Raw genomic sequence first — 14,682 nt, 5'->3', positions numbered from 1 at the left:
AGAAAAAAACAGACCATGTTTCAAAGATTTATAGATAGACCCGTATTGTCTACGGTAATATCCATCATCATAGTTATTCTAGGTGTGCTAGGTCTTACTACCTTGCCTATAGAAGAATATCCAGAGATTGCACCACCCACTGTACAGGTAACTAGTACGTATACTGGGGCTAATGCGGAAACCGTATTAAAAAGTGTAGTTGTACCATTAGAAGAACAAATTAATGGTGTAGAAGATATGTTGTACATGACCTCTAACGCTAGTAATGACGGTAGTGCAACGATTAACGTATACTTCAAACTTGGGACCAATCCAGATATAGCCGCAGTAAACGTACAAAATAGAGTTGCGCGTGCTAATAGTGTATTACCACAGGCAGTGGTACAAACAGGTGTCATCACACAAAAATCCCAGACCAGTGCCTTGTTATTCTTTTCTCTTTTTTCTGAGAATGAGAACTATGATGCCACCTTTGTAGAGAATTACGCGCGTATCAATTTAGTGCCCAAACTACAGCGTATAGAAGGCGTAGGTAATGTAACCGTATTTGGTGCCAAAGATTATTCCATGCGTATTTGGTTAGACCCAGAAAAAATGGCGACTTACGGATTAATGCCATCAGATATACAGAATTCACTTAGAGAACAAAACTTAGAAGCCGCAACGGGTAAAATTGGTGAAAATGCCGATGGCGTTTACGAGTACGTACTCAAATATAAAGGTAGACTTTCTGAAGAAGCGGAATACGAAGACATTATAATTAAAGCACAAGACAATGGACAGTTTCTGCGTCTTAAAGATGTTGCAGAAGTAGAATTGGGGGCTTTTAACTATGGTACCAAAAATGAAGGTATGGGTAACCCTGGTACTGCTGTGGGGGTTTTCCAAACTTCTGGATCTAATGCTAATGAGATTATAGACCAGATACAATCTATTTTAGAAGAAAGCAAATTGGATTTCCCAGAGGGATTGGACTATGTAATCCCTTATAACACCAAAGATTTTTTAAGTGCTTCTATAGAGCACGTAATACAAACCTTGATTGAAGCCTTTTTATTAGTATTCCTTGTAGTTTTCTTATTCTTGCAAGATTTTAGGTCTACGCTAATTCCGGCCATTGCCGTACCAGTAGCCATTGTTGGTACTTTCTTCTTTTTATCCTTGTTTGGATATTCTATTAACATGTTAACCTTATTTGCAATGATTCTTGCCATCGGTATTGTGGTAGATGATGCCATTGTGGTGGTAGAAGCGGTACATGCTAAGATGGAAGAAGGCGCACAGAACGCTAAAGTAGCCACTAAATCTGCGATGTCAGAGATTTCTGGAGCAATTATATCAATCACTTTGGTGATGTCTGCAGTATTTATACCAGTATCGTTTATCAGTGGGTCTTCTGGAGTATTCTATCAACAGTTTGGTATTACTCTGGCTATTGCCATCTTAATCTCTGCTGTAAACGCATTGACTTTAAGTCCAGCGTTAGCAGCCTTGTTCTTAAAACCGCATAATCCTTCTGAAGAACATAAAAAAGGATTAAAACAGCGTTTTTTCACCGCTTTTAATACTGGTTTTGACACTATTACCGATAAATACGTTAACTCGGTTAAAGTCTTTGCTAAACGAAAGTGGCTCACCATTGGTAGTTTGGTGCTATTCTCTGCACTTGCCTTCTATTTATTTAGAACTACACCTACAGGCTTTATTCCTAATGAGGATAAAGGTATCATCTTTGCCGATGTTACCATGCCTCCTGGCACCACGTTAGAGGAAACTCAAAAAACAGTAAAAAAATTAGATTCTATTTATGAATCTATGGACATTGTAAAAGCCCGTATGAATATTACTGGTTTTAGTATTCTTAACAGTGTTAATGGGGGTTCTTATGGGTTCTCTGTAATTCGTCTTAAAGATTGGGACGAGAGAACTGAGGATTCGCAAACCGTAGAAGCTACTATAGGGCAATTGTTTGCCAAAACTGCTGGATTAAAAGATGCTCGTATCTTTTTCTTTACCCCACCCGCCGTTAGAGGCTTTGGTAACTCCGCAGGTTTTGAACTGAATTTACAGAATAAAGATGCAGAAGACTGGCAATCTGTTGGGCAAACCACCAACGAATTTTTAGGTGCCCTAAATGCTAGGCCAGAGGTACAATACGCTATTACCTCATTTAACCCCAACTTTCCGCAGTACGAATTACAGGTAGATATTGAAAAAACCAAGTCTGCCGGTTTAGCCGTTACCGATGTATTTAATGCGATGCAAGGCTATTACGGTGGATTGTACACCACGGATTTTAACAAGTTTGGGAAACAGTACCGTGTGATGATACAGGCAAAGCCAGAAGACAGAGCCGACGAGAAAAGCTTGAATCACATTTTTGTGACCAACGCTAACGGAGAATCTGTTGCGGTATCTCAATTCGTTTCTTTAAAGAAAATCTATGGGCCAGAAATTGTAAGTCGTTTTAACTTATTAAACTCAGTTAAAATCAATGGAGCCATGAATCCTGGTTATAGTACGGGGGATGCAATCACGGCAATTGAAGAGGTATCTGCACAGGTATTGCCCAACAACTATACTTATGAATATTCTGGACTAACTAAAGAAGAAAATAGTGCGGGTAGCCAGACTATCATCATTTTTATGTTAAGCTTGGTGTTTGTATACTTTCTATTAAGCGCGCAATATGAATCTTACATTCTACCGTTCTCCATTTTGTTATCACTTCCAGTAGGTATTGCAGGTGCTATTGGGTTTGTAAATTTGGTTGGATTAGAAAATAACATCTATTTCCAAATTGCTTTAATCATGTTGATTGGTCTGCTCTCTAAAAATGCCATTCTAATTGTAGAATTTGCATTGCAGCGAAGAAAACAAGGCATGTCCGTATTAGATTCTGCTATAGATGGAGCAAAAGCAAGACTACGACCAATTTTGATGACCTCTTTCGCTTTTATCTTAGGATTAATGCCCTTGGCATTATCTAGCGGAATTGGGGCTGTGGGTAACCGTTCTATAGGTATGAGTGCTGTTGGAGGTATGCTCATTGGCACCATATTCGGCGTGTTTGTAATTCCGGCACTTTATGTCATCTTCCAATTGCTGCAAGAGCGGTTTACAGGAAAACCAGCAGATGATAATAATCCAAATAATGAACAAGAAGCTATCAATGCGTAAGTACAACAAAATGAAAGCAAAAAATATATATAAAATTATTGTCGTTATTGCCTTGCCACTTATACTCCAAGGGTGCTTTGTGGCAAAGAACTACAACCGACCAGAAGTAGAGACAGAAGCGCTTTACAGAACAGACCAATTGCCACAGGATAGTCTTTCTTTGGCATCTGTTTCTTGGAAAGAGCTTTTTACAGACCCTATTCTTAAAAGCCATATAGAAAAAGGATTGAGCAATAACTTAGACATCCGTGTCGCGTTAGAAACTGTAGCCATTGCCCAAGCTTATGTAAAACAGGGTAAAGCAGGGTATTTTCCTAGTCTCTCCGCAACCAGCTCATTTACTAGAACCAAAAACTCTGAGAATAGTCAATTTGGTAGTTTTTTCTCTGAACCGTTAGAACAGTATGAGCTCTCTGCTGCACTTTCTTGGGAGGCAGACGTGTGGGGAAAAATACGTAGCAATAAACGTGCGGCGAATGCATCTTACTTACAAAGTGTAGCCGCACACCAAGCAGTAAAAACGCAACTAGTAGCAGCTTTAGCAGATACCTATTACCAACTAATGGCATTAGATAGCCAGAAAAAGATTGCAGAAGAAACTTTAGCCGCCAGAAAAAGCAGTTTAGAAACTACCCTAGCTCTTAAAGAGGCAGGTCAAGTAACAGAAGTTGCGGTTAAACAAACCGAAGCACAGGTGCATACCACAGAAATTATAGTAATAGATTTGGAGAACAACATTAAGTTGTTAGAAAATACTTTTAGCATTTTGTTGGCTGAAGCTCCTCAAGCTATTGAAAGAGGTTCTTTAGAACAGCAAGATTTAAATCCTGAATTACAAACTGGGGTACCTTACTTGTTATTGGCAAACAGACCAGATGTTATGCAATCTGAGTTTAATCTAATTAACACGTTTGAGTTAACTAATGTAGCCAGAAGCAGCTTGTACCCAAGCTTAACGTTAACTGCTTCTGGTGGTTTTCAAAGCTTAGAATTTGATAATTGGATAGATGCCAGCTCACTATTTTCTACCTTGATAGGTTCTTTAACGCAACCTATTTTTAATCAGCGTAAATTACGCACCCAATTAGAAGTAGCAAAAGCACAGCAAGAACAAGCATTTCTTAATTATAAAAAATCGCTTTTAACCGCTGGTCAAGAGGTGAGCAATGCTTTATATAATTATGAGGCCGAGACTAAAAAATTAAAAGCTCGCAAGCAAGAATTAGAAGCGTACGCCTTGGCAGAGAATTATTCTGAAGAGTTACTAAACAATGGATTAGCTAACTATTTAGAAGTTTTAACCGCGAGACAAAATGCGCTAAATTCAGAGTTAAATCTTATAGACTCTAAGTACGGTCAACTAAGTGCAACGGTAGAACTTTACCGCGCTCTTGGTGGTGGTTGGAGATAATATTTATGTGTGCAACTGTGGAGAGTTGAGCAAGCTAAGAGTGGCTATTTTAAGGGTGATGCAAGTGTCTGTCGTTCTTAGTTTGCATGTTGTTGTTTAACGTTGAAAATCCCCGCTTTCCACAGTTGTTTTTTATCATTATATCCTTTTAGCCCTTTTCATTTCCAAACGCAATGGTCTATGGTATCATTTATCATTCACTGCTATATCGCGCTAAGCGCTAATGCAAAATTTTGTAGCTTTAGAAAGCTAATTTCAAAGACTTAAAATGACTCATTTTTTAAAATCCTTAGGGATGACCGCCTTGGTACTTTGCACACTTCAATCTTGCAAAAAAACCAACAAAACTGCTGACCCTAGCACCACAGAAATTTCAGAAAACTACGTACAAGAAAACTACACCAAAAAGGAAGTAGCTATTAGCATGAGAGATGGTGTAAAATTACACACCACCATCTACACTCCTAAGGATACATCTAAGGAGTATCCTATTATTATGCAGCGTACTCCCTATAGCAGTCAACCCTATGGCGATGGTAAATTCAAAACTAAAATTGCGCCGAATATCAACATGATGCAAGAAGGTTACATTGTAGTGTACCAAGATGTACGTGGCCGTTGGAAGAGTGAAGGACATTATGAAAACATGCGAGCTTACATCCCCAATAAAACAAGTAAGGACCAAATAGATGAAAGTACGGATACCTACGATACCATAGATTGGTTAATTAATAATGTGGAACACAATAATGGCCGCGTTGGTATTTGGGGTATTTCTTACCCAGGATACTACTCAACCTATGCTACAATAGATGCTCATCCTGCTCTTAAAGCCGCCTCTCCACAAGCCTGTATTGGCGATTTTTTCTTTGATGACTTTCACCACAATGGCGCTTACATGTTAAGCTATTTTAGAGCAACATCTTTATTTGGTACGCCTAGACCTAACGGCGATAGCCCCGTAGATACAGCCTGGTACACCTTGCCAGATTTAGGTACTAAAGACCAGTATCAATTTTTCTTAGACCAAGGCCCTCTAAAAAATTTGGACCGCTTTTTTGAATATGAAACTGCGGATAATAAAAAAATGCGGCCAGAAGGTGTAACGGATGACTTTTTCTGGAATGAGCTGAAAGAACATCCTAATTATGATGAAATGTGGCAAAGCAGAGGTCTCATTCAACATTTGAACAAGACCAAATCTCACGTAGCTACCATGATTGTTGGGGGCTGGTTTGATGCTGAAGATTTATATGGACCCTTAGAAACCTACAAAAACATAGAAAAACACAATACTGGTGCTTATAATACCATGGTATTTGGCCCTTGGGACCACGGAAGATGGGCTCGTAGAAATGGTAGAAACCTAGTAGGTAATTATTACTTTGGCGATTCTATTTCTGAGTTTTTCCAAGATAAAATAGAAACTAAATTCTTTAATCACTTTTTAAAAGAAAAAGGAGATGGAAATACAGGTCTACCAGAGGCTTATGTATATGATTCTGGTAAAAAAGAATGGAATCAGTTTGAGGCTTGGCCTCCACAAAATACCACCAAAAAAGCGTTTTATCTAAGTCCTAATCAAGAGCTAACACCAACAAAAACAGCTGATAACAAGGTGGAATTTGTGAGTGATATTAACAAGCCAGTTCCCTATTCTGAGGACATTAAATCTGTGTTTACTCCTAGAAAATATATGACAGACGACCAACGATTTGCAGCAAGACGTGCAGATGTTTTAGTATTTGAGACTGATGAATTAACAGAGGAACTAACCCTTGCAGGTCCAATTTTAGCCAACCTGCAAGTAGCCACTACGGGCACAGCGGCGGATTGGATTGTTAAGGTGATAGATGTACACCCGGATGATGCAGAAACCAATGAAGAAATGCAAGACCACCTAGAAATGAGCAACTATCATCTAATGGTACGTAGTGAGGTTTTACGCGGTCGTTTTCGAAATAGTTTTACTACTCCAGAACCTTTTATACCTAATGAAAAAACTGCTGTCAATATAAAACTGCAAGACGTATTCCATACCTTTAAAAAAGGCCACAAATTGCAGATACAGGTTCAAAGCACGTGGTTCCCGCTTATCGATTTAAATCCGCAAACCTATGTGGATAATATTTTTAAAGCAGAAGAAGCTGACTTTAAAACCCAGACGCATACGGTATTTACAGATTCTAATATTGAGTTTACAGTATTGCAATAAGCTTACCAACCCATTATAAAAAACCTGTAATGCAATTGGTCATTACAGGTTTTTTTATGCTATTCTAATTAAAGTTTGAACATATGAGTAAAAGTTTACCACTGAGAAAATGGTTTTTTGGTTAAAGCAGAATTATAGTATGCTTTGTTCCCTGTCACTTCTTCTCCCAACCATTCTGGTTTGGTAAATTTTTCATCTTCATGTTGGAGCTCTATTTCTGCCACTACCAAGCCTTTATTCTCGCCCAAGAATTCATCCACCTCAAAAATATGGTTGCCAACGGGCACTCTGTAACGGTATTTTTCTAAAATTCCTGTTTCACACAAATCAATTAAATTGGTAGCCTCTTCTACAGGGATATTCATCTCCCACTCAAATCTAGATGTTCCAGCATCATTAGTAGGGCCTTTCACCGTTATAAAGGCTTTATCATTCATTATACGCACTCTAACCGTCCGTTCTGGATGCGTATTTAAGTAACCCTGCACCAGTCTATCTTTTTGTCTGGCTGCTGTTTTGTAAGCATCGGAAAGGACCAAAAACTTACGTTCTATTTCTAAGTGCTCCATCTAGCTAAATATAGGTTAATTTTGAGTATGGAATTTAGTTTTCCGCTTAGAAAAATAATACATGTAGACATGGACGCCTTTTATGCTTCCGTTGAGCAAAAAGACAATCCTAGTTTAATGGGAAAACCTATTGCCGTGGGTGGCGGCGCAAAACGTGGTGTAGTCTCTGCTGCAAGTTATGAAGCACGTAAATATGGGGTACGTAGTGCGATGTCTGGCTACTTGGCTAAAAAAAATTGTCCTGAACTTATTTTTGTAAAACCTAGATTTGACCGTTACAAAGAAATTTCTCAACAAATAAGACAGGTGTTTTTTGAGTATACGGACTTAGTAGAACCTCTTTCCTTGGATGAAGCTTACCTAGACGTTACTCAAAATAAAAAAGGAAATCCGTCTGCAACGCTCATTGCCCAAGAGATTAGGCAAAGGATTTTAGATACAACTGGGCTTACGTCGTCCGCTGGGATTAGCATTAATAAATTTATTGCCAAGGTTGCTAGTGATTACAACAAACCCAATGGTCAAAAAACGGTAAATCCAGAAGAAGTAATTGCCTTTTTGGCTGCATTAGACATACGTAAATTTTACGGTGTGGGTAAGGTTACGGCAGAAAAAATGTACAAACTTGGCATTTTTACTGGGGCCGATTTAAAAAAGAAGTCGCTCCAATTTTTAAATGAAGAATTCGGTAAGAGTGGTCAACACTATTATAACGTAGTACGGGGTATTCATTTAAGTGAAGTTAAACCCTATAGAACACCTAAATCTGTAGGAGCGGAGCGTACGTTCAGCGAAAATTTGAGCAGTGAAATATTTATGTTAGAACGCCTAGAAAATATAGCGCAAGAACTAGAAAAACGACTTAAAAAAAACAAACTATCTGGGAAAACCGTCACACTAAAAATTAAATACAGTGATTTTACACTACAAACACGTAGTAAAACGCTCCCTTTTTATATTTCTGATAAAAGTCTAATTTTAGAACACACTAAAGAATTACTTTACCAATCTCCTCTAGAGAATTCTGTAAGGTTGCTAGGCATATCCTTATCAAGCTTAAATACAGAAAAAAGCAATGCATCGCCTAATTCAACAATCACATTTCAGTTAAAATTTGAATTTTAAGTACTTTAGCGGTAACTAAACACACATTAACAATTGAAGAGAAGTAATATTAAAGAGCATATTACTGCTACTGCTGCTCATCTTTTTTATACTCAGGGTTACAATAGAACTGGCGTAAATGAGATTGTAGCAAAGAGTGATATTGCCAAAGCAACGCTTTATCATCATTTTAAATCTAAAGAAGATATATGTATGGCCTATTTAAATGATAGGCACGATAAATTTATGTTGGGTTTAAAAGAGTTTATTGCGGAAAAAACGGATAGCAAACAACAGCTATTGGGTATTTTTGACTACGTAAGGGATAGGTACAGAGAAGCGCCTTTTTGCGGAGATTGGGGCTTAAAAACTCTTAGTGAAATTACTAAGGAAGAAGAAGAGATTTGGAACCTTATAAAAAAACAAAAAAAGGAACTCCTTTTCTTCTTAGGAGAAATTGTAGGGAGAACCGTCGCCAATGTTTCTAAAGCAGAAACCGAAAAAATATCTGGAGCTATTTATATGCTTTTTCAAAGTGCAATGATGGAAACCTATCTGCATGAGAACGATTGGCCAATCCATTTGGCTAAAAGTGTAGTACCTTCTGTATTACAAGATGTACAGTTGTTATAAAAAAAGGCTTGCCAATGGCAAGCCTTTTTTCTATGAATAAATTGGTCTTATTTAACGACCAAGATGTTATCTGTTGCCGTAGGATTTAATGGACAAAAATACACATACTCACCTTTTGTTAAGGTTGTTGGTTTAGATACTTCTCTAGAATCTGTACCCACAGGAGCAGTTACATAAGCAGTCTGTATATGGTTCTCTGGCTTACTTACATCTTTTCCCTTTTCTACCAAAACAAACCCTACATTGTGGTCTACACCGTTATTCACGATTTCAAAAATATAAGTCCCTTCCTTCACCGTTAATTCCTTTTTGGTAAATTCTCCTGGAGTTTGTTCTAAGGTGATGGTTTTTACTTTTTTGTCCATCATCTTATCTTGTGCCTGTACTGCAGTGTTTAATCCTAATACCACTGCTAAAATTAAAATTAGATTTTTCATTGTATAAAGTTTTTAATTTGAATTAATTAATAGGTTAAATCGCTGCTTCTAAAGGTTTTGCCTCAGGAAAATCTACTGCAACTCTAGTAGTACTATGTATGTAATTAGAAATGGTTTTGTCTCCTACAAGTACTAAAGTGTCTATTAAATTTTCTTTGGTAAAGCCACTTGCCAAAAAGTTATCTACAACCGCTTGGTCTGTAGCCCCTCTGTTTTCTGTTACATTCTTAGCTAATTTTGCTAAAGCATCTAATTTGTTATCAAAAGAAGCTTTTCCACTCCTTAATTCTAAGATTTGCTCGTCTGTAAAACCATTCATTTTACCAATTGCCGTGTGTGCTGCTAAACAATAAGCACAATTGTTTACTTGGCTTACCGCAAGGTTTACTACCTCTTTCTGTTTTGCGCTTAAAGATGTTTTTGCATTTGCAAAGGTTAAATAGTTTGCCAATGCGTTGTTAGAATGCGCGTATGTTGCGTAAAGATTTGGCACAAAGCCTAATGCTTTCTCTAGGTTGTCAAAAATTGCTTGGTTACCCTCGCTTACTTCATCTCTTTTTAATGGTGAAAATGTACTCATGTTATTATGTTTTTAAGTATTAAAAATTTGCTATAAAAGGTTTCTCCGCATCACAATAAAAATCATGATGGTATTGGTTCTCACAATGCGCTACGGCATTTAATTCTTTTACCTCAGGGCGCCTTGCGCTGGTAAAAATGCTAATCAGGTTAAATAATTTATTGTATGCCATTTGTAATGCTTTACTAATTTTTACACTACAAAGATGCGGTAGTAAAACAGGCAAGGGTTATGACGAATTTCCCGACCTCTTACCAATTTTTCCCTTATGCTTGCATTAATTGAGAATTGCGGTATTCTGAGGGAGTAAACTGTGTCATTTTTTTAAAAAAACGACTAAAATGTGCAGGATCATTAAAACCAAGTTCGTAAGCAATTTCTTGGTTCTGTTTATCTGTAAAATTCATTAAGCGCTTAGCCTCTAATGCCAAGCGTTCTAGAATTATATGTTGTGGTGTTTTCTGATTATAGATAGCAAAAAGGTTAGATAAGGTCTTAGGAGATTTATGTAATAATTCTGCATAATCACTCACTTTCCGTTTGGTTTTATAATGTATGTCTACCAAAACATTGAATTTCCTAATCGTTTCTATCTGGTCATTATTTAGTGCTTTAACTATGAGTTGCTCTTTGGCCAAGCGGGTAACCATTATAATTAATCGCTTTAAAAGCATTTGCAGCATTTGCCCTTGAATCTTATCAGGAGTTGTAAACTCCTCTACAAAAACACTAAAAAGGGTTTCAAAGCGCTGTTGTAACGTATATGGAATACTAACTATAGGCAAATCTTGTGTACCAAAAAACAAAATTCCATTGCAGCTTACTTCTTCGTCATGGTCTATTATGCAATAAAACTCTCTGTTAAACGAAAAGGATGTTAACGGTAATTGCGTTTTGCTAAAGCTCACTTCTTGCAAATAAGTTATAGATACGAGCTGATTGGGTTTTAAGGTGATGGTGTAATCATCCACACAAACTTGTACAGGTGCTGTATTACGATTCCACAAAATTTTAATGGTATGATCCCGAACAGGAAAATATGCATCGTCTTGCTTAATATCTGTAGATAAACCTAAGAATGCATTTTCTCTAGGGCGATGATATTCATACTTAATATGTTCCATTAAAATCAATATTTATTGCCTTTTAGTCCCTAAATCTTGTTTAAACTTACAGTTCTTAACATGCCAATAAATCATAATTTTTTTGGACAAAAACGTTAAACAGCTCTCTGATTATCAGTGCTTATAGATTATTTATCTACTATTGGAGTATGAAGGAGTTTAAAAATTACGATGAAGCGGCAAAAAAATTTTACAATTCTGTAAAGGGAGCAGGTTTGCCATTATTTTCTTGGGACCAATTTTCTTTGGGATATTCTTCCATTCAAAATAAACTTTTGGACGTACAACAACTACAAGTTCTAGCCAAGCAACGATTATGGACTAGTAAAATAGATTTTAAACAAGAATTGTTAGATAAAGACCGGGTCATTGTAGTTACTAAACCAGATTTAACCATTGTACATGCTAGCAGTAATATGCCACAAATGAATGGTTACTTAGTAAGTGAAGTAAAAGGTAGAACTCCAAAAATGTTCCAAGGAGCTAAAACAAATCCAGAAATAAACAGACAGATTAGAAATGCTATACAAGCAGAACAACCTTTTGAAGCTGTAGTGGTAAACTACCGTAAAAATGGTGCTCCTTATAATTGTTGGATAAAAGGCCTCCCAGTTTGGAACACAGAAGGCCATTTAGTCAATTTTATTGCATTAGAAAAAGAGGTTGCTTAAAGATTGCAACTCTCTATTTCTGTTACCCTAAGTGTATTTACCATACCCTTTTCTTTAATAGGCATTGCTGCTAGGCTAATAAGCATATCCCCAACTTCTAAAAACCCTTTTTTGCAGGCTATTTTATTTACGTCTTCTATAGTCTCATCTGTAGAAACGTACCTATCGTAGTAAAATGCTTTTACTCCCCAAAGTAGATTTAATTGGTTTAGAATACGTCTATTAGACGTAAATACTAAAATATGTGCACTTGGTCTCCATGCTGAAATTTGAAAAGCAGTATAGCCACTGTTGGTTAAGGTAGAAATAGCTTTCGCTTTAATTTCATTGGCCATCAAGGCTGCATGGTAACATACTGATTTGGTAATATACCTTCTTGTCTTAATATGGGGTGGCGTCTGCGGTACATGTATTAATTCAGAATTTTCTACACTTTCCAAAATACTGGCCATCTTCTCTATTACTTGTACTGGATAATTACCTACAGAGGTCTCTCCAGAAAGCATAACTGCGTCTGCACCATCCATAACAGAATTGGCCACATCATTCACCTCTGCTCTGGTTGGTGTAAGGCTAGTAATCATGGTTTCCATCATTTGTGTCGCAATAATTACAGGAATCCTAGCTTTTTTGGCACGTAGCACCAATTGTTTTTGGATTAATGGAACCTCTTGAGCAGGTACTTCTACCCCTAAATCTCCACGAGCAACCATTAAACCATCGCAATAAGCTACTATTTTATCAATATTCTCTACAGCTTCTGGCTTCTCTATTTTAGCAACAATAGGAATCTTAAATTCAGAATGCTCTTTTATTAAATTTTGTAAGTCTATTAAATCTTGGCTAAAACGCACAAAAGATAATGCAATCCAATCCACATCTTGTTTCACAGCAAAAATGGCGTCTTTAATATCTTTCTCGGTTAATGCCGGTAAGGAAATATTGGTGTTAGGTAGGTTTACCCCTTTCTTAGATTTTAAAGGACCACCTTGGATTACCTTAGCAATAACCTCATCCTTTTTATTGGTAGCTTCTACTTGGAAAATTAACTTACCATCATCTAGTAAAATACGCTCTCCTGGGTTTACATCTTGCGGAAAGCTTGCATAGTTCATATAAACACGTTCGGCGTTTCCTTCAAACGGTTCTCCTGTAACAAATGTTATTTTATCTCCTGGGGCAACTACTACTTCTCCACCCATTACACCTACCCTTAGTTTAGGGCCCTGTAAATCTGCAAGGATGGCAGTATTTATTTCTAATTCTTCATTTAATTCGCGTATCATTTTGATACGCTCTTGCACGTCGTCATAATTGGCATGGGAAAAGTTAATACGGAACACATCCACGCCAGCCAGCATCATTTCTTTTAAAACCTCTTTTTTACTTGTAGCAGGCCCTAGGGTAGCTACTATTTTTGTTTTCTTTTTTGTTGGCATGTTTAAAAAATTAGGTTTTTTTTGGATTTCAAGGTTTCTGGTTCTAGGGCATAAGCCATACGCACCTTTGGTATGCTTTTTATCTGTTCTAGAACATTGTTTATTTGTATTGTCTGTTCTGCACTCAATTTTAAAAGATAATTGATGTCCTTACGTTCCTCCAATAAATGATATGTAATCAGCGTATTGCTTTGAGAAAACAGTCCTTCTGCTAGGCCTGTGTCTTCTTTTTGCGCTATATTTGCCATTAAGAACCAATCTTCTTCACTAATAGCATCCTTGTACTCGTAAAGCGCGTAGGCAACCGTGTCTACTACCAAGTCTCTAAAAGAGCGTGCAAGCTGCAAATCTGTGACGCTATTTATAAAATAGGCTAGTTGATAGCTCTCTAAATTGGTATGTATAGCTATCAACTCAAAAGAATCATCAAAGCATTCTTCTGATATTTTATATACTGCTGCCATTAAAATTTTGCGAATTGTAAATATAGGACTAAAACCTCAACTTGCCTAAACAATCCTCAGCTAAGGAAGGTAAAAATTAACGAAAACGTTATATTTTACTATTTCTTAAAACGATCAGCCATCTATTTTATGTTGCAAGGCATAGTAGGCTCGTTTAGAGGCTTTTTCTTCTGCTTTCTTTTTACTGGTAGCTCTTGCTTTTGCAAGCACTTTACCTTCTATAGAAAGCTTAACAGCAAAGTGTTTTAGTTCATCCTTACCAGTATCCTCATACACGTTGTAGTGGAATGGTTTTTTCTGTTTTTGGCACCATTCTATTACCAAACTTTTATAGCTAATTACTTTACCCTCTAACTGCTCTATATCTACATAGGGTTCAATAACGCTCGTTTTTATAAATTTTTCGCAATAGGTATACCCTCGGTCTAAATAAATAGCTCCTACTAAAGCCTCAAAAACATTACCATGTATATTTTCACCAAAATGTGATTTTGGTATACGACTTTCTACAAAATTGAGTAAACCCAAGTCTTTACCTAATTCATTTAAATGTTTACGACTTACAATCTTAGAACGCATTTTGGTTAAATAACCTTCGTCTCCCTCTGGCACTTCATTGTATAAATGCTTAGAAATAATGGTTCCCAACATGGCATCTCCTAAGAACTCTAGTCGCTCATAATTCATAGGATTGCCGTTCTCATCCTTTTTATTAAGGCTTCTATGTAAAAATGCCCTTTTGTAGATTTCTAGATTTTTGGGTCTAAATCCAAGAATTCTTTTAATACCCAAAAAAAAATCCCCATCCTGCTTAGGATGGGAATTGAATATTTTAGGTGCAAATTTCATAAAATT

General features: G+C 36.9%; 14 protein-coding genes. 6 read left to right on the top strand and 8 right to left on the bottom strand.

The features are described from left to right. The first annotated feature begins 15 nt into the window (after positions 1-15). The 3 genes from FBT53_RS06820 (at position 16) to FBT53_RS06810 (ending at position 6,806) form a co-directional block, all read left to right on the top strand. Entirely contained in the window at positions 16-3,180 is a 3,165-nt protein-coding gene (locus FBT53_RS06820) for an efflux RND transporter permease subunit (RefSeq protein ID WP_136950415.1), read from the top strand. 10 nt (positions 3,181-3,190) lie between these two features. Continuing rightward, the gene (locus FBT53_RS06815) at positions 3,191-4,591 is read left to right on the top strand and encodes an efflux transporter outer membrane subunit (protein ID WP_136950414.1); all 1,401 of its coding nucleotides are present in this window, start codon (positions 3,191-3,193) and stop codon (positions 4,589-4,591) included. Between the two features lie 268 nt (positions 4,592-4,859). Next, entirely contained in the window at positions 4,860-6,806 is a 1,947-nt protein-coding gene (locus FBT53_RS06810; RefSeq protein ID WP_136950413.1) for a CocE/NonD family hydrolase, read from the top strand. 95 nt (positions 6,807-6,901) lie between these two features. On the opposite strand, the gene FBT53_RS06805 is transcribed toward FBT53_RS06810, so the two are convergent. Continuing rightward, on the bottom strand, positions 6,902-7,375 hold the full coding sequence (locus FBT53_RS06805; RefSeq protein WP_136950412.1) for a CYTH domain-containing protein: 474 nt from the start codon (positions 7,373-7,375) through the stop codon (positions 6,902-6,904). A gap of 27 nt (positions 7,376-7,402) precedes the next feature. Here FBT53_RS06805 and dinB point away from each other — a divergent pair, with 27 nt between their 5' ends. Beyond that, the gene (dinB, locus tag FBT53_RS06800; RefSeq protein ID WP_136950411.1) at positions 7,403-8,500 is read left to right on the top strand and encodes a DNA polymerase IV; all 1,098 of its coding nucleotides are present in this window, start codon (positions 7,403-7,405) and stop codon (positions 8,498-8,500) included. A gap of 33 nt (positions 8,501-8,533) precedes the next feature. Then, positions 8,534-9,112, top strand: coding sequence for a TetR/AcrR family transcriptional regulator (locus FBT53_RS06795; RefSeq protein WP_136950410.1), 579 nt, complete (start codon positions 8,534-8,536; stop codon positions 9,110-9,112). A 47-nt stretch (positions 9,113-9,159) separates the two neighbouring features. On the opposite strand, the gene FBT53_RS06790 is transcribed toward FBT53_RS06795, so the two are convergent. From FBT53_RS06790 to FBT53_RS06780, 4 genes are all read right to left on the bottom strand, one after another. After that, positions 9,160-9,549 (bottom strand): plastocyanin/azurin family copper-binding protein, encoded by a 390-nt coding sequence (locus FBT53_RS06790; protein ID WP_136950409.1) that lies wholly within the window; start codon positions 9,547-9,549, stop codon positions 9,160-9,162. A 34-nt stretch (positions 9,550-9,583) separates the two neighbouring features. Continuing rightward, positions 9,584-10,129, bottom strand: a complete 546-nt coding sequence (locus tag FBT53_RS06785; RefSeq protein WP_136950408.1) for a carboxymuconolactone decarboxylase family protein — start codon at positions 10,127-10,129, stop codon at positions 9,584-9,586. A gap of 19 nt (positions 10,130-10,148) precedes the next feature. Beyond that, the gene (locus FBT53_RS16085) at positions 10,149-10,301 is read right to left on the bottom strand and encodes a hypothetical protein (protein WP_169630330.1); all 153 of its coding nucleotides are present in this window, start codon (positions 10,299-10,301) and stop codon (positions 10,149-10,151) included. A 94-nt stretch (positions 10,302-10,395) separates the two neighbouring features. Next, positions 10,396-11,253: a helix-turn-helix domain-containing protein gene (locus tag FBT53_RS06780; RefSeq protein ID WP_136950407.1), complete on the bottom strand. Its 858-nt coding sequence runs from the start codon at positions 11,251-11,253 to the stop codon at positions 10,396-10,398. Positions 11,254-11,402: 149 nt separating this feature from the next. On the opposite strand from FBT53_RS06780, the gene FBT53_RS06775 reads away from it, so the two are divergent. Then, on the top strand, positions 11,403-11,924 hold the full coding sequence (locus tag FBT53_RS06775) for a PAS domain-containing protein (protein WP_136950406.1): 522 nt from the start codon (positions 11,403-11,405) through the stop codon (positions 11,922-11,924). Here the strand turns inward: FBT53_RS06775 and pyk are convergent. The 3 genes from pyk to rnc form a co-directional block, all read right to left on the bottom strand. Then, positions 11,921-13,363 (bottom strand): pyruvate kinase, encoded by a 1,443-nt coding sequence (gene pyk / locus FBT53_RS06770; RefSeq protein ID WP_136950405.1) that lies wholly within the window; start codon positions 13,361-13,363, stop codon positions 11,921-11,923. The genes FBT53_RS06775 and pyk overlap by 4 nt on opposite strands. Positions 13,364-13,365: 2 nt before the next feature. Beyond that, positions 13,366-13,827 (bottom strand): IPExxxVDY family protein, encoded by a 462-nt coding sequence (locus tag FBT53_RS06765; protein WP_136950404.1) that lies wholly within the window; start codon positions 13,825-13,827, stop codon positions 13,366-13,368. 114 nt (positions 13,828-13,941) lie between these two features. Next, on the bottom strand, positions 13,942-14,676 hold the full coding sequence (gene rnc / locus FBT53_RS06760) for a ribonuclease III (RefSeq protein ID WP_136950403.1): 735 nt from the start codon (positions 14,674-14,676) through the stop codon (positions 13,942-13,944). Positions 14,677-14,682 lie beyond the last annotated feature (6 nt).

Source organism: Flavobacterium sp. ASW18X (assembly GCF_005144745.1).
Classification (GTDB): domain Bacteria; phylum Bacteroidota; class Bacteroidia; order Flavobacteriales; family Flavobacteriaceae; genus Croceivirga.
The sequence above is the reverse complement of the archived record's forward strand: the minus strand, read 5'-3'. Positions and strand labels throughout refer to the sequence as shown.

Coding starts and splice junctions, on each gene's coding strand:
- pyk (WP_136950405.1), bottom strand. CDS start 13,363: ATGCCAACAAAAAAGAAAACAAAAATAGTAGCTACCCTAGGGCCTGCT.
- FBT53_RS06780 (WP_136950407.1), bottom strand. CDS start 11,253: ATGGAACATATTAAGTATGAATATCATCGCCCTAGAGAAAATGCATTC.
- FBT53_RS06765 (WP_136950404.1), bottom strand. CDS start 13,827: ATGGCAGCAGTATATAAAATATCAGAAGAATGCTTTGATGATTCTTTT.
- FBT53_RS06810 (WP_136950413.1), top strand. CDS start 4,860: ATGACTCATTTTTTAAAATCCTTAGGGATGACCGCCTTGGTACTTTGC.
- FBT53_RS06775 (WP_136950406.1), top strand. CDS start 11,403: ATGAAGGAGTTTAAAAATTACGATGAAGCGGCAAAAAAATTTTACAAT.
- dinB (WP_136950411.1), top strand. CDS start 7,403: ATGGAATTTAGTTTTCCGCTTAGAAAAATAATACATGTAGACATGGAC.
- FBT53_RS06805 (WP_136950412.1), bottom strand. CDS start 7,375: ATGGAGCACTTAGAAATAGAACGTAAGTTTTTGGTCCTTTCCGATGCT.
- rnc (WP_136950403.1), bottom strand. CDS start 14,676: ATGAAATTTGCACCTAAAATATTCAATTCCCATCCTAAGCAGGATGGG.
- FBT53_RS06790 (WP_136950409.1), bottom strand. CDS start 9,549: ATGAAAAATCTAATTTTAATTTTAGCAGTGGTATTAGGATTAAACACT.
- FBT53_RS06820 (WP_136950415.1), top strand. CDS start 16: ATGTTTCAAAGATTTATAGATAGACCCGTATTGTCTACGGTAATATCC.
- FBT53_RS16085 (WP_169630330.1), bottom strand. CDS start 10,301: ATGGCATACAATAAATTATTTAACCTGATTAGCATTTTTACCAGCGCA.
- FBT53_RS06785 (WP_136950408.1), bottom strand. CDS start 10,129: ATGAGTACATTTTCACCATTAAAAAGAGATGAAGTAAGCGAGGGTAAC.
- FBT53_RS06815 (WP_136950414.1), top strand. CDS start 3,191: ATGAAAGCAAAAAATATATATAAAATTATTGTCGTTATTGCCTTGCCA.